The 26,305-nt window shown below is 68.9% G+C and carries 22 protein-coding genes; 2 read left to right on the plus strand and 20 right to left on the minus strand.

Translation table 11 applies throughout. The annotated features are described in order from the left end of the window. Positions 1–245 precede the first annotated feature (245 nt). From gspF to ROV93_RS06665, 13 genes are all read right to left on the minus strand, one after another. The gene (gene gspF, locus ROV93_RS06605) at positions 246–1,445 is read right to left on the minus strand and encodes a type II secretion system inner membrane protein GspF (RefSeq protein ID WP_072168838.1); all 1,200 of its coding nucleotides are present in this window, start codon (positions 1,443–1,445) and stop codon (positions 246–248) included. A gap of 7 nt (positions 1,446–1,452) precedes the next feature. Further along, a complete protein-coding gene (gene gspE, locus ROV93_RS06610; protein WP_072168839.1) occupies positions 1,453–2,886 on the minus strand; it encodes a type II secretion system ATPase GspE in 1,434 nt (477 codons plus the stop codon). After that, entirely contained in the window at positions 2,883–5,264 is a 2,382-nt protein-coding gene (gene gspD, locus ROV93_RS06615; protein ID WP_072168840.1) for a type II secretion system secretin GspD, read from the minus strand. The genes gspE and gspD overlap by 4 nt, the downstream gene beginning before the upstream one ends. Further along, positions 5,261–5,788 (minus strand): type II secretion system protein GspM, encoded by a 528-nt coding sequence (gene gspM, locus ROV93_RS06620; RefSeq protein ID WP_072168841.1) that lies wholly within the window; start codon positions 5,786–5,788, stop codon positions 5,261–5,263. Before gspM ends, gspD begins: the two co-directional genes overlap by 4 nt. After that, on the minus strand, positions 5,785–6,948 hold the full coding sequence (gene gspL / locus ROV93_RS06625) for a type II secretion system protein GspL (RefSeq protein WP_072168842.1): 1,164 nt from the start codon (positions 6,946–6,948) through the stop codon (positions 5,785–5,787). Before gspL ends, gspM begins: the two co-directional genes overlap by 4 nt. Beyond that, a complete protein-coding gene (gene gspK / locus ROV93_RS06630; RefSeq protein WP_072168852.1) occupies positions 6,945–7,850 on the minus strand; it encodes a type II secretion system minor pseudopilin GspK in 906 nt (301 codons plus the stop codon). Before gspK ends, gspL begins: the two co-directional genes overlap by 4 nt. A gap of 9 nt (positions 7,851–7,859) precedes the next feature. Continuing rightward, a complete protein-coding gene (gene gspG, locus ROV93_RS06635; protein ID WP_005416799.1) occupies positions 7,860–8,297 on the minus strand; it encodes a type II secretion system major pseudopilin GspG in 438 nt (145 codons plus the stop codon). Between the two features lie 57 nt (positions 8,298–8,354). Then, the gene (locus ROV93_RS06640; protein WP_072168843.1) at positions 8,355–8,936 is read right to left on the minus strand and encodes a hypothetical protein; all 582 of its coding nucleotides are present in this window, start codon (positions 8,934–8,936) and stop codon (positions 8,355–8,357) included. 120 nt (positions 8,937–9,056) lie between these two features. Then, the gene (locus tag ROV93_RS06645; protein WP_072168844.1) at positions 9,057–9,608 is read right to left on the minus strand and encodes a hypothetical protein; all 552 of its coding nucleotides are present in this window, start codon (positions 9,606–9,608) and stop codon (positions 9,057–9,059) included. Positions 9,609–9,666: 58 nt separating this feature from the next. Then, entirely contained in the window at positions 9,667–10,647 is a 981-nt protein-coding gene (locus ROV93_RS06650; protein WP_072168846.1) for a DUF4880 domain-containing protein, read from the minus strand. Between the two features lie 69 nt (positions 10,648–10,716). Next, on the minus strand, positions 10,717–11,247 hold the full coding sequence (locus ROV93_RS06655; protein ID WP_061479455.1) for a sigma-70 family RNA polymerase sigma factor: 531 nt from the start codon (positions 11,245–11,247) through the stop codon (positions 10,717–10,719). Positions 11,248–11,263: 16 nt separating this feature from the next. Further along, complete coding sequence (locus ROV93_RS06660) at positions 11,264–11,944, minus strand: STN domain-containing protein (RefSeq protein WP_072168847.1); 681 nt, start codon at positions 11,942–11,944, stop codon at positions 11,264–11,266. Positions 11,945–12,457: 513 nt separating this feature from the next. After that, a complete protein-coding gene (locus ROV93_RS06665; RefSeq protein ID WP_005413654.1) occupies positions 12,458–12,922 on the minus strand; it encodes an Lrp/AsnC family transcriptional regulator in 465 nt (154 codons plus the stop codon). Positions 12,923–13,049: 127 nt separating this feature from the next. Between ROV93_RS06665 and ROV93_RS06670 the strand changes: the two genes are divergently transcribed. Continuing rightward, complete coding sequence (locus ROV93_RS06670; protein WP_072167578.1) at positions 13,050–13,781, plus strand: AzlC family ABC transporter permease; 732 nt, start codon at positions 13,050–13,052, stop codon at positions 13,779–13,781. Continuing rightward, a complete protein-coding gene (locus ROV93_RS06675) occupies positions 13,778–14,092 on the plus strand; it encodes an AzlD family protein (RefSeq protein WP_072167577.1) in 315 nt (104 codons plus the stop codon). Before ROV93_RS06670 ends, ROV93_RS06675 begins: the two co-directional genes overlap by 4 nt. A 52-nt stretch (positions 14,093–14,144) precedes the next feature. On the opposite strand, the gene glgX is transcribed toward ROV93_RS06675, so the two are convergent. The 7 genes from glgX to glgA are packed head-to-tail and all read right to left on the minus strand — an operon-like array spanning position 14,145 to position 26,274. Further along, the gene (glgX, locus tag ROV93_RS06680; protein ID WP_072167576.1) at positions 14,145–16,265 is read right to left on the minus strand and encodes a glycogen debranching protein GlgX; all 2,121 of its coding nucleotides are present in this window, start codon (positions 16,263–16,265) and stop codon (positions 14,145–14,147) included. Next, positions 16,252–16,422, minus strand: a complete 171-nt coding sequence (locus tag ROV93_RS06685; protein ID WP_072167575.1) for a DUF2934 domain-containing protein — start codon at positions 16,420–16,422, stop codon at positions 16,252–16,254. Before ROV93_RS06685 ends, glgX begins: the two co-directional genes overlap by 14 nt. After that, complete coding sequence (treY, locus tag ROV93_RS06690; RefSeq protein WP_072167574.1) at positions 16,391–18,964, minus strand: malto-oligosyltrehalose synthase; 2,574 nt, start codon at positions 18,962–18,964, stop codon at positions 16,391–16,393. The genes ROV93_RS06685 and treY overlap by 32 nt, the downstream gene beginning before the upstream one ends. Then, positions 18,961–20,805, minus strand: a complete 1,845-nt coding sequence (locus tag ROV93_RS06695; protein ID WP_072167573.1) for a 4-alpha-glucanotransferase — start codon at positions 20,803–20,805, stop codon at positions 18,961–18,963. The genes treY and ROV93_RS06695 overlap by 4 nt, the downstream gene beginning before the upstream one ends. Beyond that, the gene (treZ, locus tag ROV93_RS06700; RefSeq protein WP_072167572.1) at positions 20,802–22,520 is read right to left on the minus strand and encodes a malto-oligosyltrehalose trehalohydrolase; all 1,719 of its coding nucleotides are present in this window, start codon (positions 22,518–22,520) and stop codon (positions 20,802–20,804) included. The genes ROV93_RS06695 and treZ overlap by 4 nt, the downstream gene beginning before the upstream one ends. Next, complete coding sequence (locus ROV93_RS06705) at positions 22,517–24,751, minus strand: 1,4-alpha-glucan branching enzyme (protein WP_072167571.1); 2,235 nt, start codon at positions 24,749–24,751, stop codon at positions 22,517–22,519. Before ROV93_RS06705 ends, treZ begins: the two co-directional genes overlap by 4 nt. Continuing rightward, the gene (gene glgA / locus ROV93_RS06710; protein WP_080376923.1) at positions 24,748–26,274 is read right to left on the minus strand and encodes a glycogen synthase GlgA; all 1,527 of its coding nucleotides are present in this window, start codon (positions 26,272–26,274) and stop codon (positions 24,748–24,750) included. The genes ROV93_RS06705 and glgA overlap by 4 nt, the downstream gene beginning before the upstream one ends. Between the last annotated feature and the right edge of the window lie 31 nt (positions 26,275–26,305).

Below are 26,305 nucleotides of genomic sequence, written 5' to 3' on the forward strand. Positions count from 1 at the left end.
AAGGGAAACGCCAAGGGAGGAACGGTCACTACACGCCTGCTGCCGCCGAGGGCCTCCCAGCCCACTCTGCGGCGACGGGTCCATGCTGGTCCGCGCCGATGACAGGCCGCTTAAGAAACCTGTGGAAGATCGGAAAAAGGTGTGGAGGATTGTGTGGAGAAATCCAGGCACCCGTAGATCCACGCTGTGCGTGGATGGATCGAGCGACGCGCGTCCTGTCCGGTGCATCCACGCATGGCGTGGATCTACTGCACCAGCTGGTTCATTTCCATGATCGGCATCAGCACCGCCAGCACGATGGTCAGCACCACGCCGCCCATCACCAGGATCATGGTCGGCTCCAGCAACGCAGTCAGCGCCATCGCGCGACGCTCGATCTCGCGCGAGATGGTCTGTGCGGCGCGGTCCAGCAGTGGCGCCAGCGAACCGGTCTTCTCGCCGCTGGCCACCAGGTGCACCAGGATTGGCGGATACACCTTCTGCACCTTCAGCGCAGAACCAAGCGCGGCACCTTCGCGCACACGCGCGGACACGTCACCGGCACAGCGCGCCAGCAACGCATTGCCCAGGGTCTGCCGGGCAGCTTCAAGCGCACGCAGCAGCGGCACACCCGCATCCAGCAGGATCGCCAGTGTCGAGGCGAAGCGCGCGCTGTTCACACCCAGCACGAAACGCCCGACCATCGGCACCCGCAGCAGCATCGCGTCCCAGCGCAGGCGCAACCCGGCCTTGCGCAGGGCCAACCGCCAGGCCACCACCAGCGCAGCGATGCCGAGCCCCACCCACATGCCCCAGCTGCGCACGAACGCGCTGGCGGCCAGCATCACCTGGGTCAGCATCGGCAGCGTCTGCCGCGCCTGCACGAACGCGGTCACCACCTGCGGCACCACGTAGCTGAGCAGGAAGATCACGATCGCCACCGATACCAGGCTGATCGCCGCCGGGTAGATGAAGGCGGTCAGTACCTTGGCCTGCAGCGCATTGCGTTCCTCGATGTAGTCGGCCAGGCGCTCCATCACCCGCGCCAGATCGCCGGAATCCTCACCTGCACCCACCAGCGCCCGATAGATCGGCGGGAAATCGCGCGGCCGCGCGGCCAGCGCCACGGTCAGGCGCTGGCCGGCGCGCACGTCGGCGCGCACAGCGGTGAGTGCCTGGGCCACGTGCGGGCGCTCGGCCTGCTCGATCACCGCACTCAAGGCGCCTTCCAACGGCAGGCTGGCCGCCAGCAGGCTGGCCAGCTGGCGGGTGGCCCAGGCCAACTCGCTGGCCGACAGGCGGCGAGCGCCCCAGCCACTGCCGACACTGCGCGCCGCGCTCACCTGCACGGGTGTCAGCCCGCGCCCACGCAGCAGCTGGCGCGCACCGAGCGGGCTGTCAGCATCCAGTTGACCCTTCTCGATGCGGCCCTGCGCATTGGCAGCCTGGTAATCGAACAGCGCCATGCAAGCCTCAGTCGTCGCCAGTAACGCGCAGGATCTCTTCCAGCGTGGTCACCCCGCTGTCGACCCAGCGCTGGCCGTCCTGTCGAAGGGTCCGCATGCCGGCCCGCCGTGCCGCCTCGCGTAGCGCAGGCTCACCCTGCCCTTCATGGATCAGTGCACGTACCCGGTCGTCCACCACGAACAGTTCATGGATGCCGGTGCGTCCGCGATAGCCACTGTTGGCACAGGCCGTGCAACCCACTGCGCGCCATACGGTCCGGCCTTCGCCGTCCACCTCGGCACGCCGGCACTGCGTGCACAGCCGCCGCACCAGCCGCTGCGCCAGCACACCGCGCAGCGACGAGGCCAGCAGGAACGGTTCCACGCCCATGTCGGCCAGGCGGGTCACCGCCGAGATCGCATCGTTGGTGTGCAGCGAAGCCAGCACACCGTGCCCGGTCAGCGACGACTGCACCGCGATCTGTGCGGTCTCCAGGTCACGTATCTCGCCGATCATGATGGTGTCCGGGTCCTGGCGCAGGATCGCGCGCAGCGCGGTGCCGAAGCTCATGCCGATGCGCGCGTTGACCTGGATCTGGCCAATGCCGGCAAAGTCGTACTCCACCGGATCTTCCACGGTGAGGATATTGCTGGTGCTGCTGTCAAGCTGGCCCAGCGCGGCGTACAGCGACGTGGTCTTGCCGCTGCCGGTCGGCCCGGTCACCAGCACGATCCCGTGCGGCTGCCGGATCAATCCGGTGAACGTGGCCAGGGTGTCATCGGCCATGCCCAGGCGCTGCAGCTGCAGGCGGCCGGCATCCTTTTCGAGCAATCGCAGCACGGCGCGCTCGCCATGCCCGGTCGGTACCGTGGAAACACGGATGTCCAGCGGCCGCCCGCCCACGCGGATCGCGATGCGCCCATCCTGTGGCAGGCGCTTCTCGGCAATGTCCAGGTGGGCCATGATCTTGATGCGCGACACCAGCGCTGCGTGCAGTGCGCGCCGAGGCTGCACCATGTCGCGCAGCGTGCCGTCCACCCGGTAGCGCACCACCGAATGGGTCTCGAACGGCTCGATATGCAGATCGCTGGCACCGTCGCGTGCAGCCTGTGCCAGCAGCGCGTTGATCATGCGGATCACCGGCGCATCATCCTGCGCATCCAGCAGGTCGGTGACCTCCGGCATGTCCTGCATCAGCCGGTCCAGATCGACTTCACTTTCGGCGGCACCGACCACGGCCGCGGCATCACCGCCGTCACGGTACTGCTCACCCAACCGCTGCTGCCAGGTCGCCGCATCCAGGGCATGGAAAGGCAGCGGGCCATGCCGGCGGCGCAGCTCGGCCACGGCCCACGCCGCCGTGTCGGCCGTGCCGAGCAGCACCGGCTCGCCACCGGCTTCGGACAGCATCACGCCGTGGCTGCGCACCCACGCGTATGGCAGCGGCACAACGGCGCTCACGGCCCGATCACCAGTTCCGGCGTGTAGCCCAGCCCGCGCAGCTGCTGCAATGCCGGATCCAACTTCGCCGGATCACGCGGCAACCGCACGCGCAGGCGTTGCCCACCCTCGCCCGGCGTCGCCTCCGCGTAGGCCTGCAGGCCCAGCGCCCGCACCTGCGCCACGCCCTGGCTGGCACGGCTCGGCTCCAGCCCCTGTGCGAACTGCACCAGCTGCGCATCGCCGTCACCGGCCGGATACAACGCTGCCAGGCTGGTGTTCTGCAACGGCTGGCCGTGGCCATCGCGCGCATTGCCCTGGCCGAGTACCGACAGGTCCTGCGGTGGCAGCTGCGGCGCCGACAGCGCGGGCAAGGCCCAGCTCTGTACGGGCTGCGCGCCGGCCTGCGCATTGCGCATGTAGTCGTAGCGGTCGCGGGTCAGGCGCTGTCCGGCGGCCGGGTCGCGTACCACGTGCGGGCGCAGGAACACCATCAGGTTGGTCTTGGCGCGCTTGCGCGTGTCGCTGCGGAACAAGGCGCCCAGCACCGGGATCTTCCCCAGCCCCGGCACCGCATCACGGCCATGGCTGACGCTGTCTTCCAGCAGGCCACCGAGCACCATGATCTGGCCATCGTCCAGCAGCACGCTGGTATCGAGTGCGCGCTTGTTGGTGATGATGCCGGCCGTGCTGTTCGCGCTCTGCGCGTCGATGCTGCTGACTTCCTGGTAGATGTCCAGCTTCACCGTACCGCCCTCGGAAATCTGTGGGCGCACCCGCAGCTTCAGGCCCACGTCTTCGCGCACGATGGTCTGGAAGGGGTTGTTGCTGCCGCCGCCACCGTCGGTCACGTAGCGGCCACTGACGAACGGCACGGTCTGGCCGACCATGATGCTGGCTGCCTCGTTGTCCAGCGTCATCAGGTTCGGCGTCGACAGGATGTTGGCGCCGCCCTTGCTCTGCAGCGCAGTGGCCAGCGCCTTCATGTTGAGGATCTGGCCGACACCGGGCAGGTTGATGGTGCCGTCGATCACGCCGATCTTCAGGCCATCCTTGGGCAGCACGTCCAGCGTGGTACGCGCACCGGTATTGAGCCCGCTACCGCCGGTAGCGCCCCCGAAATGGGTGCCGCCAAACGTACGGCCATTGCCCAGCATCCACTGCACGCCCAGCTCGGCCGCGTCGGTCTGGTTGACCTCCACGATCAGGCTTTCCACCAGCACCTGCGCACGGCGCTCGTCGAGCTGGTCGATCACCCGCCGAAGGTTGCGGTACACCGGCTCCGGCGCCGAAATCAGCAGGGTGTTGGTGGCCACGTCCGCCTGTACCGAAATGCCGTTATGGCTGAAGCCGGTGCTTCCTGCATCGATCGGGTCGCGCCGGCTCGGGTCCAGCCGCTGCGATTCCAGCGCATTGCCTCCGGGCTTGGCCTGCTGCGGCTGCGACGGCTGGATGGGCGTGGAACGGTTGGCGTCACCCGGCAGCGGGGTGATGCCTTCGTTGCTGCCCATGGCCGGTGCATCGCTCTGTCCGGCCACCACGCCACGCAGCACACCGGCCAGCTGGTTGGCCTGGGCGTTGCGCAGGTAGACCACATGCAGGTTGCCGGACTCGTCCTGGGCACGGTCCAACTTCTCCACCAGCTGCCGCGCCAGGCGGGTGCGGCCTGGGCTGCTGGAACGCAGCAGCACGCTGTTGCTGCGCGGATCGGCCATCACCACCACCTTCTGGCCCGGCTCGGCGCCCTGCGCATCCAGCAGCGGCGCAACCATGGCCGCCACCTCCACCGCAATGCCCTGCTGCAGCTTCACCACATCGGTGTCCATGCCGGCGGGCGTGTCGACGCTGGCGATCACCCTCGCGATGCGCTCCAGGTTGTCGGCGTAGTCGGTGATCACCAGGGTGTTGTTGCCTGGATTGGCGGTGATCGGGTTGTCCGGGCTGATCATCGGCCGCAGCACAGCCACCAGCGCCGCCGCACTCTCATAGCGCAGCGCAAACGTACGCGTGGCGATCTCGCCCCCTGCACCACCGCTGCCCACCCGGCCACCGAGCAGCTTGGCATCGGCCTGCGGCACCACCCGGCTGACGCCGCCGTTCTCGACCACGGCGAAGCCTCTCATGCGCAGTGCGCCCAGCAGCAGCTGGTAGGCCTGGGTACGGCTGACCGGGCCATCGGAAACCACCGTCATCTTGCCGGTCACGCGTGGGTCGACCAGGAACTGGCGCCCGGTGAAGCGCGCCGCCATGCGCAGCACGCCACCGATATCGGTATCCACCAGGTTCAGCTGCACCGGCTCATCGCGGGTGTCCTGCGCCGCCACCGGCGCCGGCACGTGGGCCATGCCCACGATCAGTGCCAATGCGGCACTGCAGGCAAGGCTGCGCATCGCCCTCATGGATGGGCACCCGCAGGAGCCACCATCACGATGTTTCCGGAAATCCTTGCCGCCGGCATGTTCGCATCCCCTGTGCGTGTCAATTGCAACTGCTGCAACTCGATGGCCGGATCGGCCAGCAGCGGCAGCAGCCAGTTCCATAGCGCATCGGCGGGAACGGCCCGTACCTGCAGGTGCCAGCACCCGTCGCGCGCTTCGATATGCAAGCCGCCAGCCAGACCGGCGGACTTGATCTGGTCACGCAGCCCGGCCAGGGTCGGATGCTGGCCCTGCGCCAGCTGCTGGCGCTCACGGGCGCGCAGCAGCGGTGCCAGTGCGCGATGCTGCGCCTGCAGCCGTGGCAGTTCGGCCTGCCAGTGCGTGCGCTGCTTCAGCAGGGGCTCCAGCCAGGACGACCACAGGCCCGCCACCAGCAGCGCCACAACCATCACCCACAGCATCAGCCGGTCGCGCGGTGGCAGGCGTTGCCAGCGCTGCTGCAGGCCCGCCAGCCCCTCGCCCAGCCGCAGGGTTCGGGTCGTCACTGTCCCGCTCCGCTCACCCGCAGGCGTCCACCGGCGTCGCGCGCCAGCTGCAGCCCCTGCGCCTGCATCGCTTGCTGCCAGTGCTCAAGCCGCTGTGGATCGTCAGCCAATGCCTGGGCATCGGCGTCCAGCTCCAGGTACACCTGCCCGGGTTGGTAGTGCAGGCTGTGCACCTGCCCCGCCAGCTCCGGAACCGCATGCAGCGTGCTGGCGACCTGGCGCTGCAGCGCCGGCAACGGCGGCGCTGGCGGCGGAACCGCCAGCGCTCGCCTTGCCTGCAACACCGGGTCCACCACGTCGGTGATCTCCGGAAAGCGTGCGCTGAACTGCCGTGCCATGTCCTGCTGCAGCGCCTCACCCTCGACCCGCCAACGCGAGACCTGCCACTGCAGGCCAAGTGCAGCCAGCAGCACCGCCGCCAGTGCCAGGCCGATCGCCAGTCGCGGCGCTTGACGGCCTGCGCCGGGCAGCGGCAATGACCACCCCGGCAACGGGCCACAGGCCTGCCGTTCATGCGCGACGGCGGTGCCCGGCAGGCTGTCCGGCCACGTCGGCGGCACGCTGCCGATCCACTGCACGGCCTGCACGCCGGCCTGTTGCAGGCGGGTGGCCAACGCCTGCATCACCGCAGACGCGTCACGTCCGCCATACCATTGGACAAGTCCCCGATCGCGCCCGCTGCGCACCAGCAGATGCTCGCCGCTGACCTGCAGCGTGGCGTGGCCGTCCTGCCAAGGCAGCAGCAGTGGCGTCGGATACAACGCCTGCAGCTGCAGCGCACACGAGGCCAGCAGCTGCTGCGCCTGCGCGATGGCCTGCTGGCCGAGCCAGGCCACCGGAACCGTACCGTCTGCCGCCTGCGCACCGTGGGCCAGCGCCACCTCCTGCAGGTCATCCAGCAGCATGGCCTCCACCTCGCCCTGCAACGCCGCCTGCAGGCGGCGCCCGGACAGCGGCGGCAGCTGCAGTTCCAGCAGGATCAGGTCGTTCGGGTCAAGGCAGGCATGCACCGCCGCCCGCGGATGCCGCAGGCCCAGCGCGGCCAGCGTGTCGCGGCCGTGTGCCACTACCTCGTCCTTGTGAAGCCGCGCCCAGTCCACCGCGCTGTCGGCGCGCAGCTGCGCCAACGGCGGCAGGCGCACCCGAAGCTGCACCGTCATGCGCCGATCCTCGTCCACACCCGTTGTACACGTACCCCGTCGTCGCGGTACTCGCGCCAGAGCAGCGCGCGAAAATCAACCGCGCTGCCGTCAGCCTGCACCCGGCCCACGGCCAGGAACCACTCGCTATGGATACCCAGTGGAAGCACGGCCATCTGTTCGTTGCTCAGTTGGAGTCGGTTGGCGATGTCACCGCGGTTGAGCAGCCAGTGGCCGGCGTCGCGCTCAGCGAGCAGCGCCTGCAGCCGTGCGGGCTCGACCGCAGGCGTCACCGCCTGCAGAACGCTCAGGTCGCTGGTATTGGTGTTGACCAGGGTCTGCGCCGGCAGCACCACGGTGCGTCGCGCCAGCGCCTGCAATGCCACCGGATCGGCACCGGCCAGTGCCTGCGCGATCAGTGATTCGCGCGGCAGTGGGGCCTGTGCCTGGATGTCACCGTCGCGCAGGCGCGCCTGAATGTGGTCCGCCGCGGATGCGCAGGCACCCTGGCCAAGCCCCTGTGCAGCACACAACGCGATGAACGCGCGCCGCGCCTCGGGGTCCGGCCTGCCCTGTGCCAGCAGGTTGCGCAGGTTGAACAACGACTGCGCATCGACCAGTTGCAGCTGCACCGGCAACGGCGCCTGCAGTTGCAACGGGCGCGCCCAGCGCCCGCTGCGCACCGTGGTCAGCTGTTCCTTTACATCCTCACGCAGCTGCTGCGCCGCACGCTCCAGCGTGGCGTCCACCGCCATGCGCACCTGCGCGCGCAACTGGTCGCCGCGCAGCGCGCGCAGCTGCGCCGACTGCCGGGTCAGCAGCGCGGTGGCAATCACGGCCACCAACGCCACCACCAGCAGGGCGACGATCACCGCCATGCCACGCTGGCGGGTGCACGAGACCGAACGCGTCGGGGCTGCCATCAGCACGCCTCACAGCTGCCAGGAGCCGATGTCTGCGTTCCCGGCGTCGCCACCGGGCTTGCTGTCCGCACCCAGCGAGAACACATCAATGTCGCCATGAGTGCCTGGAACCTGGTACTGGTACGGATGGCCCCACGGGTCATTCGGCAGGCGATCCAGGTACGGCGTCACCGGCAACGCACCACTGCCCTGCGGCGGCTTCACCAGCGCCTGCAGGCCCTGTTCGGCACTGGGATAGCGCCCATTGTCCAGCTTGAACAACTTCAGCGCCTGCATCAGCGCCGCGATGTCCTGGCGCGCCGCCACCACGCGCGCCTGGTCCGGACGGTCCATCAACCGCGGCACGATCAGCGCGGCAAGGATGCCGATGATCACCACCACCACCATGATCTCGATCAGGCTGAAGCCCTGCTGCCGAGCCCTGCGACCACCTGCCTGCCTTGCCATTGTTCCGCCCTCGTCATCCCGGAAGAGACCGCTGCACCATGGTCAGCGGTGCATGTGTCAGTACGATAAACATCCGCCTGCGATTCGCTGCGCGGTTGCCTGTGCGGGCGCACGTGCAGCCGGCACGCGTGCCGCCTCGAGCAGGTGCGGCGGCACGCTGGCCAGTGTTTGGTCGATGCACTCGCGCAGCAACGGATGCACGCACGCCTGCAGCAGGCGCACGCACTGTGTCGGCGACCACGCGGTGCCGTGGTCGAGGCCGATGAACATGCGGTAGGCCTGGTGGTAGCGCAGGTCGTCGTACACACGCTGCGCACTGTTGAGGTCACGCACGTTCACCAGCAGGGCCGCACGTTGCAGCAGTCGCGCATCGGCTGCGCCAAGCGGCAGCGCGCTCATGGCCGCGTCGGGCCAGGGCCGCATCCGCAGGTCGAGGGCCTTTCGAAGTGCCGCCAGTGGATGCGCACTGCTGTCCAGTGCCGCCCAGCGCGCCGCGTCCGCCCAGGCGTCACTGGACAGCACCCAGACCCACGAGCGCCCGTAACGCTGCACGTTCAGGGGCGTGTGCCGTGCCTGCTCCAGTGACTGGCTCAGGTGGCGATCCAGCTCCAGCATGCCGATCCTGCGACTGTCTTCCATCTGCGCCGCCCGTGCTCCGCGACGCGTGGTGCGTCGTACTCTGGAGAAGACGTCAGCAAGGCAGGTGAAGCGACACCGCGAATGCAACTCTGTGCACGGGATGGCGCTTCATCGGCAACGTCATCGCAGCGTCATCCGCCTGCAGGCTTCGCGCTGCAGCCGCGGCGCGTCACCCCCACAACGGCGGGCCAGTACCGCCACGTCGCTGCGGGCAGCGAATGCGACCAGTGCATCGGTCATGTCCACGTCATCGCACCATGACGCCAGCGCGACGCGCAGCGCGGGCAGCTGCCACCCGTCCATCACCCCATGGGCGCCCGCCACGAACCAGTGCCAGAGCCGATGATGCAGCACCTGCTCATGCAGCTGCGTGAGATCGTCGATGCCATGCATGTCCGCCAACAGCAGTGCGCGTGCGAGCGCCGCAGGCGGCAGCGCCCCGGATTCGACCAAGGGCATCTCCTGCTGCTGCAACCGCAGCAACATCGCCAAGGGGTGTGACTGCGGATTGAAGTCCAGCAGCACCGCCTGCTGCTGCCACTGCGCGTCAGACACCACGCACACCCAGGGCGAACCATAACGATGCACCATCAGGGGCCTTCGCTGGGTGGTTTCCAGCAATGCAGACAGATTGCGACGCAGATCGAGCACACCGATGGTCTCGTTGCGCATCCTTGGCTTCTCCTCGCTTGCAACAGCCCTGCGCGGCGCGCACGGCCAGCGCCTTCATCTATCCAAGGACGGCGATGCCACCCGGAAAGCGACGCAGATCCAGCGACATCGTCAGTCGCAGCTGCTCCAGCGCCGCATCCGGATCATCGATGCGGAAGCGGCCACTGACCGGCGCGCGCGCCAATGCCGATTCACCCAGCAGTACCTTGCCCCGCCGGTAACGGTTGATCTCGTCCACCACCTCGCCCAGCGGTGCGCGGCGGAACACAAGCATGCCTTCGGTCCAGGCACTCACTTCCGAAGCTACGGCCTCGGCCACGACGCCACTGAGGCGCTCGTCGAACCGGGTCTGCTGGCCGGCCTGCAGCTGCAGGCGGCCCTGCGGGTGCTCGATACGGGCGCTACCCTGCACGCAGGTCACCCGTACCTGCCCGTGGGTGTTGCGCACGTCCAGGCGCACCGCACCTTCATCGGCAATCACGCAACCCGGGCCCGCGAACAGTGCCAGGCGCAGGCCAGCACCGGTTTCGATCGCGGCCTGGCCCTGCACCAGCTCGAAGCCCTCGCCCTGCGCGTGCGCGCGGCGGCGCAGGCTGCTCTGCGTATCCAGTTCGATCTTGAGCTGCGGCGAGGGCGCGATCTGTAGTCGTTCACCGGTGCCGGTGTGGAAATCGGTCGCCATCGCCGTCACCGACGGCCACAATCCCAGCGGCGGGCGGAGCGCCGCCACCACCACCAGACTGGCCGGCGCCGCCACCGCAGCGCCCAGGAAGGCTCGCCGGCTCCAGCGCTGGGCCGGCGTCGGCGCGACCGGTTGGCGCGCGGCGGCGGGCAGTCGCTCGCCGGCCAGCTGCACCTGCTCCCACTGCCGGCGCGCACGGCCAAACGCTTCACGATGACGCGGGTCGGACTCGCACCATGCACGGAACCGTCGCCCATCGGCAGCGGTCGCCTCGCCCGAGGTCAGCCGCACCACCCACGCGTGGGCCTGACGCTCAACGGCATCCAGCGGGCGTTGCGGGCGGTCGTCAGGATCCATGGGAGCTCATGCCGGACCCGCACGCTGCGGGGTTCTGCTCGGCGTCAAAGTGTAGACGGATGCCGTCGCTCAGAACCGCACCTGGCGCCCCTGCCCACTGCGTTCGGCCAGGTAGTCCTGGGCTGCCTTCAGCTCCCGCTGCACCAACCGCAGCGACACACCGAGGTGGTCGGCCACGTCGCGCTGCTGCAGCCCATCGACGCGGATCGCCAGCAGGATGCGACGACGGCGCTCGGGCATGCGCTGCAGCAGGCCGACCATGTCTTCCAGCGCGAAGTCGAGCTCGGCCGCCTGTGCCGGCCCCGGCCCCGGGTCGGCCATGTCCATCAGCGTATCCACCTCCTCCAGGCTCAGCAGGCGGTGGTCTGCCCGTTGGCGGTCGATCACGGTGTTCATCGCCATCCGCAGCAGGTAGGCCGCAGGGTTCTGCACCGCGTCCAGGCGGTCACGTCGCGCACTCAGGCGCATCCACGTGTCCTGCAGCGCGTCGCCGGCCAGCTCTTCCGATCCGAGCTTGCGCACCAACCGGCGTTTCAGCTCGTCGTAGGCACCCAGAAGGTGGTCCATCAGATCAACCGCCCCAGCCGTACCGTTGTTCATGTTCGAATCCTTGAAGTCATGGAAGGGGCGCGCGCCGGCCACAGTCGTGGTCGGTGCCGGAAGGACGGATCTGCAGCGTCACCGGCTGTGGCAGCGCGGCGGCGTCGGCCGCCAGCACCAGGCCGTGCAGCGCCTGCAGCAGGCGTGCGTCGCGGCGATCACTGCCACTGCCGGACAGCAGCTCGGGCTCGCTCACCTGGCCCGCGCCGTCGATGCGGAAGCGCAGCGTTGCGGCATAGCGGCCGGGCGCAATCTCCGGGTCGTCACAGAACGCCGCACGCAGCCGCTGCTGCAACCCGCCGTAGCGACGCCGGCGTTCGGCCTCGGGCAGCCCCGCGCCAACATCGGGTTCCGCGGCCGAGGGCTTGCCCCGGCGCAGCACCACACGCTGCTCGCCGATCACCTCGGCCTCGATCCCTGTGTCCTGCAGCAGCGACTCCAGCGCCACAAGCGGCGCCAGGCTCCCGCGCAGCGCATGGCTGCTGCGGCCCGAAGCAAGGTCGCCGGGATACATCACCGACCACCCACTGATGACACTGAAGCGCTCGACCGCCTGTTCCAGCGGCTGCGCAGGGATGTCGTAGGCGTGAACCGCGTCCTGTGCGGCAGCGGCAAAGGACAGCAGCAGCCATGCGGCGATGGCCACCTTCCAAGTTCTGACCGCATGGTGTCCATTCAGCCCCCTGACGTAGAACACATGACCCTCGGCAGCGACAGCAGCTGCAACGGTCGCGCACCACAACCGGAACCCCGGCCCACGCGCGACCCGCAAGCGGGCTCAAACCGTACCGGGGGCACATGTCATTGCGATGACCGCCGCCTACAGCCGACCTGAAGCCAGTCACCCATCAGGAATCAATAAATCGAACAGACCACCTCATCCATGCCTGGGGTCAGAGCCCGTTGCGCAGCAACGGGATTCGACCCCGTGCCGACCCAGACGTGTCGACCAAGGTCGACACCCACCAAGAGCAGCTCATGCCGTTCCGGCAGATCGTGGAAATCTGTCGAAGGCGGGGTGGGTCCGGTTGCGGGGGCGTGAGCCGCATGGATGCGGCGACCGAGCTTACATGGACGTACTTGCAGCGTCCCCCGCAACCGGACCCACCCCGCCATCCCTCAGCAGGCCCGCTGTTGCTGTTGAGGTTGCCGGCCAGCAGCCGGCACTACCCGCGGGTGCCGGGTGCAACCCGGCCGCAAACCCCATCCCTCAAAGCGGCAGCTGGGTCGTCTGCTTGATCCGCTGCATCGGAATCTCGGTCTTGGTGTTCTGCACGCCGGCGATCCGGTTCAGGTGCTGCATCTGGAACTGCCGGTAGGCATCAAGGTCGGCCACCGCCACCCGCAGCAGGAAATCGCAGTCACCGGCCATCAGATGGCATTCCAGCACTTCCGGGAAAGACTTGATGCTGTTGATGAAGTGGTTGGTGGTGTCCTCGTCCTGCCCGCGCAGCCACACCCGCACGAACACGGTGAAGCCGCGGCCCACCTTGGCCTCGTTCAACAGCGCCACGTAGCGGTCGATGTAACCGCCCTCCTCCAGCAGCCGCACCCGGCGCAGGCAGGCCGACGGCGACAGCCCGACCAGACGGGCCAGCTCCAGGTTCTGCAGGCGGCCGTCGCGCTGCAGGGCGTCGAGGATGCGGCGATCAAGGTTGTCGAGCTGGTACTGCATGCAATTTCGTCCTGGTCGACTCTGGCCGCATGGAATATCAATCATCCAGAATCCAGTGGCATCAACGCAACCCGATTTCGTGATCGGACCGCTAGCATGGGCCACCCCCACCTCGTCGTGCCGTTCCATGGACGCCCGTACCACCCTCCCCCTGCCTAACACCTGCGATACCGCGCCGCGTGCCGAATTCCTGCGCGGCCTGCGTGCCGCCGCACCAGTGATGATTGGCTTCATTCCGTTCGCCCTGGTGCTCGGCGCGCAGGCGGCCCAGAAGGGCCTGAGCGCACTGGAAGTACCGCTGATGACCGGCCTCAACTTCGCTGGCGGTTCGGAGTTCGCCGCCGTCGAACTGTGGACCTCGCCACCGCACATCGCACTGATCGTGGCGATCACCGCGCTGGTCAACAGCCGCCACCTGCTGATGGGCGCCAGCCTGGCCCCGCTGCTGCAACACCTGCCGCGCCGCCGGGTGCTGCCGGCGCTGTTCTTCATGTGCGACGAAAGCTGGGCAATGGGCGTGGCCGATGCGCGTCGACGCGCGCTGGGCTTCAGCCTGGCCTACTACCTGGGCGTGTCGGCCGGCCTGTACACGGTCTGGGTGGCCTGCACCGCACTGGGCGCGATCGTCGGCCCGATGCTGGGCGACATCCACGCCTACGGCTTCGACATGGCCTTCCCCGCCGTGTTCCTGGTGCTGCTGCGCGGCATGTGGCAGGGCATGAAGGCTGCGCGGCCGTGGCTGGTCAGCCTGGTCGTCGCCGCCGCTACCTACCTGCTGGTGCCAGGTGCGTGGTACGTGGCCAGCGGCGCACTGGCCGGCCTGGCCGCAGCCTGGCTGCTGGCGGAGGACCCGGCATGATCTTCAATGGACTGATCCACTGGACCTCGGTGTTGACCATCGTGCTGATGGCCGCCGCCACCTACCTGACCCGCATTGTCGGTTTCCTCGCGCTGCGTAACCGCACGTTGAGCAAACGCGCAGTGACGGTGATGGAAGCCGCGCCGGGCTGCGTGCTGATCTCGGTGATCGCCCCGGACTTCGTCGCTGACAAGCCGGCCGACCTGGCTGCACTGGCGATCACCCTGCTGGCCGCCACGCGGCTGTCGATGCTGCTGACGGTGCTGATCGGCGTGGTCTCGGCGGGTGTGTTGCGTTATCTGATGGGGTAGCTACCGGTACGCCGGGCAACGCCCGGCGGACCGTAGTGGCGCCGCGATGCAATCAAGCGCTGCTGCTTGCCGCCAGCAGGCACAGGCTGCGCGGCGGCAGCGTCCAGGCGCCTTCCTCATCCGGCTCCAACGGCGTTTCGTCGGTCTGCAGGAGTACGCGCCGGAACGACAGGGCGTCGTCTGACACACAGAACCGCTGCGGCTGCTCCCCGGCGTTCAACAACAGGGCCAGGCTGACATGCCGCCCGGGCTCGCGCAGGCCACTGTCCGGACTGCGACCGTCCAAAATGATCAGCAGCGCACGCAGCCCTGCGTCATGCCAGTCCGCTTCCTCCATGCCGCGACCATCGGGATGCCGCCAGTCGATATCGCGCAGGCCCAGCGCCTCATCGTATTCGCCGCGCAGGAACCGGTTCCTGCGCAGCAGGCCATAGCGTCGGCGCAGCGACAGCGCCCGCCGCACGAACGCCACCTGCGCCTGGGCTGCCGGCTGCGCCGCACGCTCCCAGTCGATCCAGCTCAGCGGGTTGTCCTGGCAGTAGGCGTTGTTGTTGCCCTGCTGCGAATGGCCGAACTCATCGCCGGCCAGCAGCATGGGGGTGCCCTGCGCCAGCAGCAGCGTGGCCAGCAGGTTGCGCATCTGCCGCGCACGTACGGAGAGGATCGCCGGATCATCGGTCTCACCCTCCACGCCATGGTTGCTGGAAAGGTTGTGCGAATGGCCATCACGGTTGTCTTCGCCGTTGGCTTCGTTGTGGCGGTCGTTGTAGCTCACCAGGTCGTGCAGGGTGAAGCCGTCGTGTGCGGTCACCAGGTTGATGCTTGCCGAGGGTCGCCGGCCATGGTGATCGAACAGGTCGGCCGAACCGGTGAAGCGGGTAGCGAATTCCGGCAGCTGGCCGCCATCGCCGCGCCACAGCGCGCGCACCGTATCTCGGAAACGGTCATTCCATTCGGCCCAGCCCGGCGGGAACTGGCCCAGCTGGTAGCCGCCCGGGCCGATGTCCCAGGGCTCGGCGATCAGCTTCACCTGGCTCAGGATCGGGTCCTGGCGCACCGCGTCGAGGAAGCTGCCCGAGGCATCGAACCCATGCCGTTCACGGCCGAGAATGGTCGCCAGGTCGAAGCGGAAGCCGTCCACCCGCATCTCGGTCACCCAGTAGCGCAGCGAGTCCATCACCATGCGCAGTGCACCGGCATTGGTCAGGTCAAACGTGTTGCCGGTGCCGGTATCGTTGATGTAGTAGCGGCGATCATCAGCCAGGCGGTAGTAGCTGGCGTTGTCGATGCCCTTGAAGGACAGCGTAGGGCCCAGCTCATTGCCTTCGGCGGTGTGGTTGTAGACCACATCCAGGATCACTTCGATGCCAGCATTGTGCAGCCGCGCGACCATCTGCTTGAACTCGGCCACGGTGCCCAGCGACAGGTAACGCGGCTGCGGCGCGAAGAAGCCGATGGTGTTGTACCCCCAGTAGTTGCGCAGCCCGCGCTCGAGCAGCTGCTGGTCATCGACGTAGGCGTGCACCGGCAGCAGTTCGATGGCGGTCACGCCCAGATGGCTGAGGTGGTCGACCACTGCGTCATGGCGCAGGGCAGACAAGGTGCCACGCTCGGCCTGCGGAACATCGGGGTGTTGCATGGTCAGCCCGCGCACGTGCGCTTCGTAGATCACGGTCCGGTCCCAGGGCGTGGCAGGTGCCCGCTCGGCACCCCAGCTGAAGGCCGGATCGATCACGGCACAGCGCGGCATGTAGCTGGCGCTGTCGCGGCGGTCGAAGCTCAGGTCGCCATCGCGGTGGCCCAAGGTGTAGCCGAACAGGTGGGGGGCCCACTTCAGTTCGCCCACAATCTGCTTGGCGTAGGGGTCCAGCAGCAGCTTGTTGGGATTGAAGCGATGGCCTTCCTCCGGCGCATAGGGGCCATGCACTCGGTAGCCATAGCGCTGGCCGGGCCGCACGTCCGGCAGGTAGCCGTGCCAGATCTCGTTGGTGTACTCGGGCAGCGCGATGCGTTCCACTTCGCGGTTGCGTGCATCGAACAGACAGAGTTCCACCCGGGTGGCATGCCGCGAGTACAGCGCGAAGTTCACGCCCAGCCCGTCCCAGGTCGCCCCCAGCGGGAAGGGCCGGCCTTCGCGCACGCGCGAGGTCTGCGTCCACTTACGGCTCGCCATCGGTGCCCTCCTCCTCGCGCGCGGCGGCAATCTCGGCCTCCACCAGCCGCTCGGCCATGTGCCAGTGCCGTTGCTGCTGATCATCCGGGCGCCCTTCTGCCTCCCAGATCTGGTGGGCCAGTGCCTCAATCCGCTGCCGTCGTTCCCTGCTGTCCATCCCTACCTGCCTCCTCGTTGATCCATATCGCCAACGGGCTGCCAGCCAGAAGCCTGGCCACGTCCGTGGTTGCGTTGAAATGTTCGATACGCCCGTCAAGGACGTTGCGCATGGGGCCTGTCGGCACCCCACGCAGCGTCACATCGCTGCCGACGTCGCGCGGCGCATGCAGGCTTGGGCCAGGCACGGCGGTGGGCGAACCACGCCGCACGACCACCAGCAGCATCTGCGCCTGATGCCTGCGCGTGAACGCCAGCCACGGTGAGCGCACCGGCGCCGACAGCGGCTGCAGCGCGCCGTGCAGGAACAGCTGCGGGTGCCTGCGGCGGCAATCCAGTAATCGCCGGAGTAGAAATGCCTTGATCCCACCGTCCCGCCAGTCCTCCAGCAGCGCGGGCCACGCGCGCGCATCACGCAGCCACGCCTGCCGCGCTGGATAATCCACGGCGCGCCGGTTGTCCGGGTCCACCAGGCTCAGGTCCCAGCCTTCACCGCCTTGGTAAAGATCGGGCACGCCGGGAAGGCAGTGCTGCAGGCACAGCTGTGCCAAGCCGTTGCAGGCGCCCGCCGGCGCGATGCGCGCCACGAAGGTCGCCAGCGCCTCCCGCACCGGCTGCAACGGCGCTCCATCCAGCAGCGCGTGCAGCCACTGCGCGGCGCCCTCCTCCACGGCCACGTTGGGATCGGACCAGCTGCTGACCCGCTTGCCCTCGCGCAACGCCTTGGTCAGCCATTGCCCCATCCTCGATGCGAAGCCTGCGCCGGGGGTACCGTGCATCGGCCACGCGGCCACGAGCGCCTGCCATAGCGCATAGGCCTCGGCACTCGGCAATGGCATTGGCGCGCCGGCGCGGGTCGCCATCCGGCCCCAGCGCCGCACCGCGTCCCGCCACTCGACCGTGCAGGTACTGAGAACCGCCAGCCGTGCCCGGCTGTCGGCCCCGCGCTTGTGATCGTGGGTCGCCAGCGCAAGCAGCGCCCTGGGATGGCGCCGCAGGCGCCCGGCTGCATGTTCCAGCAGCTCGCGCCCTTCCATGCCCAGCCGCTGCGGATCACTGCCGACTTCGTTGCGCGACAGCAGCCTGAAATAGCGATAGAACCCGGTATCTTCCACCGACTTGGCATTCAACGGCGCGGCCAGCTGCCCGAACCGTACGCGCAGCTCGGTTTCAGCCGGCGCCTGGCCGGGAAGTGCCTGCAGCAGCAGATCCAGCGCGGCGCATGCCGCACCGTCCAGCGCCTCGCGCGCAGCAGCTGCAGCGTCCACCAGCGCCTTTCGTTCACCCGCCCCCTGCAGCGAATAGGGCCGGTAGGTGCGGTAATGCCGCAGCAATGAAGCCAATGCGCGTGCCAGCGCAGCCACTCCGATATCGGCCTCGGCCAGCCGGGGCTGCAGGACCTGCTGCGCACTGCGCAGCAGCCGCTGGAAGTCTGCGTGAAGGCCCTGGCGCAACATCATGCCGCGAGCGTCCTGCTGGATCCGGTCGAAGCTGCGCGGATCACCGCCCAGCGCCTGCCACGTGCGCGAGAGCGCGGGTGCAGCCGCCGGATCGTGCAACCAGGCACCGGTCTGGTCCATGAAGTCATAGCCGGTGGTGCCGTCGCAGGCCCAGCTGTCGGGCAGCTGCTCGCCCTCGGCCAGTATCTTCTCCACATGCAGGCTCACCGCCTGCGGATCACGGCCGCCGGCCGCACAGGCTGCGTCAAGCGATTCACGAAGGCGCCGCAGGTAGGTGCCCGGGGAAGACAGGCCATCCACATGATCGATACGCAGGCCGTCCACCCATCCCTCGCGTACCAACCGCAGCGGCAGCGCATGCACCGCCTCGAACACGTCATCGCGCTCCACCCGCAGCGCGGCCAGTTCATTGATATCGAAAAAGCGCCGGTAGTTCACCTGATCGCCCGCCGTGCGCCACCAGGCCAGCCGGTAGTGCTGCCGCTGCAGCAGCGTATGCAGCCGTTCAACGCTGCGGTTGCAGCGCTCGGCCCACGCCGGCCACTGCGCGGGGTCCAGTGGATGGCTGCGCGGCGACAAGGGCAACGCCAGACCATGGTGGCGCAGCACGGGACGCGCGTTGTCCACCACCACGCGCACTACGCCATCGCGCACCGCGTCGTGCAACGGCCGGTCCAGTGCAGGCAGCCAGAGCCGGCCCTCGCAGCCCGGCGCCTCCCAGTCGATGTCAAACCATGCTGCGTGCGGGCTTCGACGCCCGTGCATCAGCACATCGTTCCACCAATGGCTGTGCGGGGACGCCGCCAGATGGTTGGGTACGATGTCGAGGATCAGGCCCATGCCGTGCGCGCGCGTCGCTGTGGCCAGTTGCCGGAAGGCTTCTTCGCCGCCCAGTTCCGGATTGATGCAGGCCGGGTCGATGCCATCGTAGCCATGCGTAGACCCATGCAGCGCAGCGGCGATCGGCGACAGGTAAAGGTGGCTGACGCCCAGCGCGGCGTAGTACGGCAGCTGCATCGCGGCGGCCTCGAGGTCGAAGCCTGCATGCAATTGCAGGCGTACGGTGGCACGCAATGGAGTCATCGCCGCTCCCTCCGCCGCGTTGCGCTGAACCGGGCAATACGCGCGTCAACCGCGTCCTGCTCCCATGCCAGCGGTAGCCGCCGGCGCCAGTTCGGATGGGCGTTGACGGTGCCCGGCAGGTTCACCTGCGCGCGGCTCCCCAGCGCATCTTCCAGCGGGAGCAGCGCCAACCGCGAAGGCGCGTGCGCGACCAGCGACAGCGCACGCGCTTCCAGCGTCGCGCCCTCGCCTCGGGCAACTGCGGACAGTCCCTGCACCTCACTGGCGCGCGCGTGCAACGCCGCTGCAAGCCCGGTCAGCTCACCCAGGCGGGCACGCCAGCGCAGGTCGCGCCCGTGCAGCCAGCCGGACAGCGGTGGCAGATCATGGGTGGAGGGCATGGCCACCGCATCGCGGCGCCACCGTGGCGCAGGCAGGAAGTGCTCACCCTTGCGGGCGAACGGCAGCACCTCGATGCCCAGGATGCCGCGGGCTGCCAGCCGCTGGCGAATGCCCGGCGGCACCACGCCCAGGTCTTCACCGATCAGCACGCAGCGATGCCGCCACGATTCCAGAACCAGCAGGTTGATCAGATCATCGAACGGATAGCGCAGGTACACGCCCTGTCCGGCGGCTGAGCCACAGGGAAGCACCCACAGCCGCTGCAGGCCGAGGATATGGTCGATGCGCAGCCCACCACGGCCGGCCATCACGGCGCGCAGCACGCGAATGAACGGCTCAAAGCCCTCGCGCTGCAGCGCGGAGGGTGACCAGCTGGTGATACCCCAGGCCTGGCCCAGCGGATTGAACGCATCCGGCGGCGCGCCCAGCTCAAGGCCCTGCAGCAGACGGTCGCCACCGGTCCGGGCCTCGACGCCCTGCGGCGCGCAACCCACCGCCAGATCTGCGATCAGCCCGATCGACGCGCCGTCGTCGCGCAATCCCGCCTGCACCTGCGCCCAGCCCTGCCGCGCAAACCACTGCGCAAACGCATGGTCGTCAGCGCTTCCAGTGAACCGGTCGGCGGCGTGCTGGCAATAGCGCAGCAGGGATTCGCCCTGCGCATCGCACCACGTCTGCATCTGTTCGTACTGAGCCGGCGCCTGCTGCCGCAGCCACTGGCGCACCTGGCGCAGCCAGCGCCACTTCAACGCCGCCGAGTGCGGCCAGTCGATGCGGCGCGCGGCAGTGGCTGCTGCAACGGCCGTCGCCAGTGCTTCGTCTTCAGCCAGCACGGCGTCGGCTGCTTCCGGCAGTACCTGCGGCAGGGAGGTCTGCAGCGGATCGAGCCAGCGCCGGTCGCTGGGCGAATAGGGGCTGTAACCGGGCCCTGGTGGCAAGCCGGCATGCAGCGGGCTCAACGCCACTGCATCGCCGCCGTGACGGTGCAGCAGTTCGCTCCATCGCGCACAGCCGGCGCTGTCACCGATGCCGGCGTCGTCGCGAGCGCGCAGGCTGTAGACCTGCGCCGACAGGCCCCAGCCGCGCAGCAAGCCCAGCGGCCACCAGGCACGCTGTGGCGCCACCGCAATCGCCTGTTGCCGTCCGCCCTGGCGCCACTGCCAGTAGCCGGGCTGGTCCGGCACGCGCCAGCGCCCTTGCGCATCGGGGTGTGCCGGCAGCACTGCGCCCTGCTCATCCACCCAGCACGCTGCGCCTGCCGCCTGGGGCATCGCCAGCAGCTGTCCACAGCAAGCCGTGCGCAGGCCACCGTGCTCGGGCGCTGCATCGCCCTGCAGCGCCTCCAGCACCGCGCGCAGCACGTCCGGTGCGACCTCGCGCGCGGCACCGGCCACGTCGGTCCAGCGGACCAGCAGGCCCGCACGGCCGGCCGCTTCCCGCACCGCTGCATCCGTGCTCATGCGGCGATCCAGCAGGCCAGCACGCCGCCGCCGGCTGGCAGCATCCCGGCCGCGTCCGGCCCCACGACGCAGTCGCCGGCCGGCACCGCATGCGCCACCGGCACAGGGCCCACGTTGATCGCGATCCACCATTGGCCCGAGGGCAACTGCCAGCCCGCCTGCACCGCGCCTTGGCCCAGCACGCGCGCACCCAGCGACCGCGCCTGCAGCAGGCCCGGCTGCAGATAGCGCCTGCGCAGGCCGAGGAACTCGCCCGTGCAGCGCAGCCAGTGCTGCGACCAGGGATCATCGCCGGGCGGCGGCGTGTACGACGCCTGCAGGGTCGCCGCATCGTTCGGGTCCGGAATACGCGCGCGCGAGGCGGCGTCGGCAAAGGCGCTGAAACCAGCGAACTCGCGGCGACGCCCTTCGCGCACCGCCTCGTCCAGCGGCGGCGCGTAGTCGGTGAAGAACAGGAACGGCGATTGCGCCTGCCACGGTTCGCCCATGAACAGCAGCGGGATCATCGGCGTCAGCACGGTCAACGCCAGCGCCGCACGCAGCCGCGCCGGATCCACCAGCATCGACAAGCGCTCGCCGAAAGCACGGTTGCCTACCTGGTCGTGGTTCTGCGCGAATGCCACAAAACGCGCGGGAGACAGGTCAGCGCTGGGTTCGCCGCGGGGATCGCCGCGCAGGTCCGGTTCACCCTGCCAGGCGAATCCTTCGGCCAGGCAGCGCGCCAGCAGTGCTTCGGCGCGACCGGCATAGGCCGCGTAATAGCCCTCCTGCTCGCCGGTCAGCATCACGTGCAGCGCATTGTGGAAGTCGTCATTCCATTGCCCCTGGTAGGCGCCGCGCAACCATCGCGCCTGGTTGCGTTCGTTCTCCAGCACCAGGTGCGCGTGCGGCACCACCGCGTGTACCTCCTCGGCCAGCTGCTGCAGGAAGCGCTCATCATCGATGGCATGCACCGCATCCAGGCGCAGCCCATCGAAGCCGTAGTCGCGCAACCACATCAGCGCGTTGTCGATGAAGAAGCGCCGCACCCAGGGCTGGCGGAAGTCGATGGCCTCGCCCCAGGGAGTACTGCGGTCATCACGGAAGAACCCCCGCGCGTACTGGCGCAGATGGTTACCCTGCGGTCCGAAGTGGTTGTAGACCACGTCCAGCAACACGGAAAGCCCAGCGGCATGTGCCGCCTCGACGAAGGCATTCAGCTCTGCCGGCCCACCGTAAGCATGGGCCGGCGCATACGGGAACACGCCGTCGTAGCCCCAGTTGCGCTGGCCGGGAAACTGCGCGACCGGCATCAGCTCAATGGCGGTGATGCCAATCGCGGCCAGCATCGGCAGCTGCGCGGTCAGCGCCGCGAAGCCGCCGCCGGCCTCGATGTGTACTTCATAGATCACCAGGTCCTGCCAGGCATGCCCGCGCCACGTGGGTTGCACCATGTCCTTGTCCAGCACCACCGCGCTGTCGCCGTCGATGCCGTCCGGCTGCCAGCGCGAGGCCGGGTCGGGCACGTCCAGGCCGGAAGGAAGGCGAAAACAGTAGCGGTCGCCATGCGATGCCGGTGTTCGCAGCCAGTGGCAGCCGTCCGGGTCGCGTTGCATCGGCCGCTGCGTGCCGTGCAGGCTCAGCGCCATCGTCCTTGCGTCCGGTGCCCACACGCGGAACTCCACCCCGTCACCGGCCACAGGCCATGCGCCCAGGCGCGGCGTCACTGCCGTCATGCATCAACCTGCAGGTACAGCGTGGACAGCGGCGGCAGCGTCAGCCGCAGCGACTGGGCGTGCCCATGCATCGGCCGGGGCTCGGTAAGCGCCGCTCCGAGGTTGCCGCTATTGCCGCCACCGTAGTACACGCTGTCGGTGTTGAGTCGTTCGGTCCAACGCCCCGGGTGCGGCACGCCGACCCGGTACGCCTCGCGCCGCACCGGGGTGAAGTTGCTCACCACCAGCAGGGTGCGGCCGCTGCCGGCAGGAGCCCGGCGGATGAACGCGTAAACGCTGTTGCGGTTGTCATCGGCCACGCTCCAGTCGAAACCGCGTTCGTCGCGCTCGTCGCGATGCAACGCGGGTTCGGCGCGGAGCACGCCGTTGAGGTCTCGCACCAGGCGCGACAGGCCCTGGCCCTCACTGCTGGCCGCCTGTGCCCAGTCCAGTGCCGCATCGTGCGACCACTCGTGGCCCTGGCCGAACTCGCCGCCCATGAACAGCAGTTTGTTGCCCGGGTGCGCCCACATGAAGCCGTAGTACGCGCGCAGCTGGGCCAGCCGCTGCGCCGGCTCGCCGGCCATCTTGGCCAGCAGCGCCCCCTTGCCGTGCACCACCTCGTCATGCGAAAGCGGCAGCACGAACCGTTCGGAAAAGGCGTAGACCAGGCCGAAGCTGATCTCGCTGTGGTGATGCGGGCGATGGATCGGGTCGCGCCCCATATACTGCAGGGTGTCGTGCATCCAGCCCATGTTCCATTTATGGGTGAAGCCAAGCCCGCCCGCTTCCACCGGCGCGGTCACGCCCGGCCACGCGGTGGATTCCTCGGCGATCACCAGCACGTCCGGAAAGCGCTCGCGCAGCGTCTGGTTCATCCGCCGCAGGAACGCGACCGCCTGCAGGTTCTCGCGCCCGCCCTGCTCGTTGGGTATCCACTCCCCCTCGGCCCGGCTGTAATCCCGGTACAGCATCGACGCCACGGCATCCACGCGCAGACCGTCGATGTGGAACCGCTCCACCCACTCCAAGGCACTGCCGATCAGGTAGGCGGCCACCTCATTGCGGCCATAGTTGTAGATCAGCGTGTCCCAGTCGGCGTGCACCCCTTCGCGCGGATCCGCATGCTCGTACAGCGCAGTCCCATCGAACCCGGCCAGGCCATGCGCATCGTTCGGGAAGTGCGCGCTCACCCAGTCCAAGACCACCCCCACGCCGGCCTGGTGGCAGCGGTCCACGAAGCGCGCGAAGGCCTGCGGCGTGCCATGGCGCGCCGTCGGCGCGTAGATGCCCAGCGGCTGATAGCCCCAGGAACCGCCAAAGGGATGCTCGCTGACCGGCAGCAGCTCGATGTGAGTAAAGCCCAGCCCGGCCACGTACGGAATCAACCGGTCGGCCAGGGCATCCCAGTCCAGCGGCGCACCCTCGTCGCTGCGCTGCCAGGAGCCCGCATGCACTTCGTAGATCGACAGCGGTGCGCAGGTTCCGGCCTGGCGTCGGGCCGCCAACCATGCGTCATCGTGCCACTGCGTCGGCGCCGCCGAAGGCACCCGCGAAGCGGTGGCCGGTGGCAGCTCGGCCCAGCGCGCCATCGGATCGAACTTGTCGGGCATCACCCGGCCGTCGGCGCCGACGATGCGGAATTTGTAGCGGGCACCGGCCTGCACGCCCGGCAGGAACAGTTCCCACACGCCGGCGGTGTGACGCAGCCGCATCGGATGGCGTCGGCCATCCCATCCATTGAAATCGCCAACCACCGCGACCCGCTGGGCATTGGGTGCCCACACCGCGAAGCGCACGCCCGCGATGCCCTGCACCTGCATCGGCACCGCCCCCAGCTGCCGCGCCGCATCGGCATCACCGGCATGGAACCGCTGCAGCAGGGCTTCGTCCAACAGTGGACCGAACGCATAGGCATCGTGCACCTGCTCCACGCCCTGTTCGAAATGCAGGGCAAGCAGCGGTATCGCCGCGTCGCCGGCCGCGCCCTCGAACAGGCCGGGCAACGGGCCGGGGGACAGGTCCCAGCGCCGCCCGTCGTCTGCGATCACCTCGACGCGCTGCGCGTGCGGCACCAGCACGCGCAGCTGGCGTCCGCCTTCTGGCTGGCGGTGCGGGCCCAGCCAGGCGAATGCGTCGGCCGGGCGTGCATGGACGAGGTCCTCCAGCGCCGGCGCGATGCGCTGATCCAATCCCATCTCCGCGATGGTTTCATCCTCCAGGGCGGCCAGATGCAGGCTGTCGTGGCTCATGCGGCCACCTGGCAGGTCTGCTGGTACAACGCCAGGTAGGCGCGCCCCGCCGCATCCCAGCCACCTGGCCGCAGCATGGCCGCGCGGCGCATGGCCTGCAGCAGCCCCGGCAGGCGGAAGGTGCGCATCGCCCGTTCCACGCAGCGGCGCAGGCCATCGGCATTGGCGCCATGGAACAGGAAACCGGTCACGCCGTCCTCCACGGTATCCACCAGTCCGCCGGTCGCGTGTGCGATGGGCAGGCAGCCGAAACGCTGCGCGTACATCTGGCTCAGCCCGCAGGGTTCGAAGCGCGAAGGCATCAGCAGGAAATCGGCGCCGGCAAACATCTGGCGGGCCAGCGCTTCTTCGAACCCGATGAAGGCGCCCACCCGCCCCGGGTAGCGGCGGGCCAGCGCCTGCACCTGGGCTTCCACCTGCGGCTCGCCACCGCCGATGATGACCAGCTGGCCGCCGGCCGCCACGATCTGGGGCGCCACGTCGCAGGTGATGTCCAGGCCCTTCTGGTGCACCAGCCGCGAGACCACCGCAAACAGCGGGCCGGTCGACGGTGCCAGGCCGAACGCCTTGCGCACCGCATGGGCGTTGGTGGCGCGCCCGGTCCACTCACCAATGCCGAAGTGGGCCTTGAGATGGATATCGCGGCGCGGGTCCCAGCTGGCGTCGATGCCGTTGACGATGCCACTCAGGTGCCCGCCGGCTGCGCGACGCGCCAACAGGTCATGCAGCCCGCAGCCTTCATCCGGGGCGGTGATCTGCTGAGCGTAGCGAAGGCTGACCGTGTTCAGCCGCGTGGCGTTGGTGATGCCGCCCTGCAGGAACGACATCTGCCCGTGGAAGTGCAGTTCATCCAGGTGTTCGGCCGGCACGCCCAGTACCGGCGCAAGCGCGTAGGGGAACAGCCCCTGGTAAGCCAGGTTGTGGATGGTCAGCAGGGTCGGCACGGCCGTCCGGTCCCAACGCACGTAGGCGGCCGCCATGGCCACCGGCCAGTCATTCAGGTGCAGCAGCTGTGGCGACCAGTCCAGCCCGGCACGCCCGGCCGCAATCTCCGCCGCCGCATGCGAAAGCGTCGCGAAGCGAACCGCGTTGTCCTTCCACTCCTGCCCCTGCCCGTCCACGTAGGGCGAGCCCTCACGCTCGTACAGCTCCGGCGACAGCAGCACGTAGATCGGAAGGCCGTCGGCCTGCACCGCCATGCCGATCGTGCACGCCGGCAAGCCGGCCCGCGCGCTGACCTGCCCCACCCGCTGCAGCTGTGGCAGGCGCTGCAGTACCTCCGGGTAGCCGGGCAGCAGCACGCGCGAATCACACGCACCGCGCACCGCACGCGGCAGGGCCGCAGCGACGTCGCCCAGGCCACCGGCCTTGACGAAGTCCGCCATCTCGGTGGCAACGAACAACACGCGCTGCACCAGTTCCGGCAGATCCAACGGTTGCGAATGGCCGCGGCGCGTGCCGATCGGCACGGGCGTGACGGGAGAGATCGCAACGGGTGAAGCGGACTGGGCGGCGCGGGCCATGGGGATGATCTCGGATGCTTCAGGCAGACAG

Source organism: Stenotrophomonas maltophilia group sp. msm4, from assembly GCF_032025605.1.
GTDB classification, from domain to species: Bacteria; Pseudomonadota; Gammaproteobacteria; order Xanthomonadales; family Xanthomonadaceae; genus Stenotrophomonas; species Stenotrophomonas sepilia.

What these genes read in the sequence shown, in the direction of transcription:
- gspL (WP_072168842.1), bottom strand. Translation starts at nt 6,948, where the DNA reads ATGACGGTGCAGCTTCGGGTGCGCCTGCCGCCGTTGGCGCAGCTGCGC.
- ROV93_RS06675 (WP_072167577.1), top strand. Translation starts at nt 13,778, where the DNA reads ATGATCTTCAATGGACTGATCCACTGGACCTCGGTGTTGACCATCGTG.
- ROV93_RS06695 (WP_072167573.1), bottom strand. Translation starts at nt 20,805, where the DNA reads ATGAGCACGGATGCAGCGGTGCGGGAAGCGGCCGGCCGTGCGGGCCTG.
- ROV93_RS06650 (WP_072168846.1), bottom strand. Translation starts at nt 10,647, where the DNA reads ATGGATCCTGACGACCGCCCGCAACGCCCGCTGGATGCCGTTGAGCGT.
- treY (WP_072167574.1), bottom strand. Translation starts at nt 18,964, where the DNA reads ATGACTCCATTGCGTGCCACCGTACGCCTGCAATTGCATGCAGGCTTC.
- gspF (WP_072168838.1), bottom strand. Translation starts at nt 1,445, where the DNA reads ATGGCGCTGTTCGATTACCAGGCTGCCAATGCGCAGGGCCGCATCGAG.
- ROV93_RS06670 (WP_072167578.1), top strand. Translation starts at nt 13,050, where the DNA reads ATGGACGCCCGTACCACCCTCCCCCTGCCTAACACCTGCGATACCGCG.
- gspG (WP_005416799.1), bottom strand. Translation starts at nt 8,297, where the DNA reads ATGGCAAGGCAGGCAGGTGGTCGCAGGGCTCGGCAGCAGGGCTTCAGC.
- glgX (WP_072167576.1), bottom strand. Translation starts at nt 16,265, where the DNA reads ATGGCGAGCCGTAAGTGGACGCAGACCTCGCGCGTGCGCGAAGGCCGG.
- ROV93_RS06655 (WP_061479455.1), bottom strand. Translation starts at nt 11,247, where the DNA reads ATGAACAACGGTACGGCTGGGGCGGTTGATCTGATGGACCACCTTCTG.
- ROV93_RS06685 (WP_072167575.1), bottom strand. Translation starts at nt 16,422, where the DNA reads ATGGACAGCAGGGAACGACGGCAGCGGATTGAGGCACTGGCCCACCAG.
- gspK (WP_072168852.1), bottom strand. Translation starts at nt 7,850, where the DNA reads ATGGCAGCCCCGACGCGTTCGGTCTCGTGCACCCGCCAGCGTGGCATG.
- treZ (WP_072167572.1), bottom strand. Translation starts at nt 22,520, where the DNA reads ATGACGGCAGTGACGCCGCGCCTGGGCGCATGGCCTGTGGCCGGTGAC.
- ROV93_RS06665 (WP_005413654.1), bottom strand. Translation starts at nt 12,922, where the DNA reads ATGCAGTACCAGCTCGACAACCTTGATCGCCGCATCCTCGACGCCCTG.
- ROV93_RS06705 (WP_072167571.1), bottom strand. Translation starts at nt 24,751, where the DNA reads ATGAGCCACGACAGCCTGCATCTGGCCGCCCTGGAGGATGAAACCATC.
- gspD (WP_072168840.1), bottom strand. Translation starts at nt 5,264, where the DNA reads ATGAGGGCGATGCGCAGCCTTGCCTGCAGTGCCGCATTGGCACTGATC.
- ROV93_RS06645 (WP_072168844.1), bottom strand. Translation starts at nt 9,608, where the DNA reads ATGCGCAACGAGACCATCGGTGTGCTCGATCTGCGTCGCAATCTGTCT.
- ROV93_RS06640 (WP_072168843.1), bottom strand. Translation starts at nt 8,936, where the DNA reads ATGGAAGACAGTCGCAGGATCGGCATGCTGGAGCTGGATCGCCACCTG.
- glgA (WP_080376923.1), bottom strand. Translation starts at nt 26,274, where the DNA reads ATGGCCCGCGCCGCCCAGTCCGCTTCACCCGTTGCGATCTCTCCCGTC.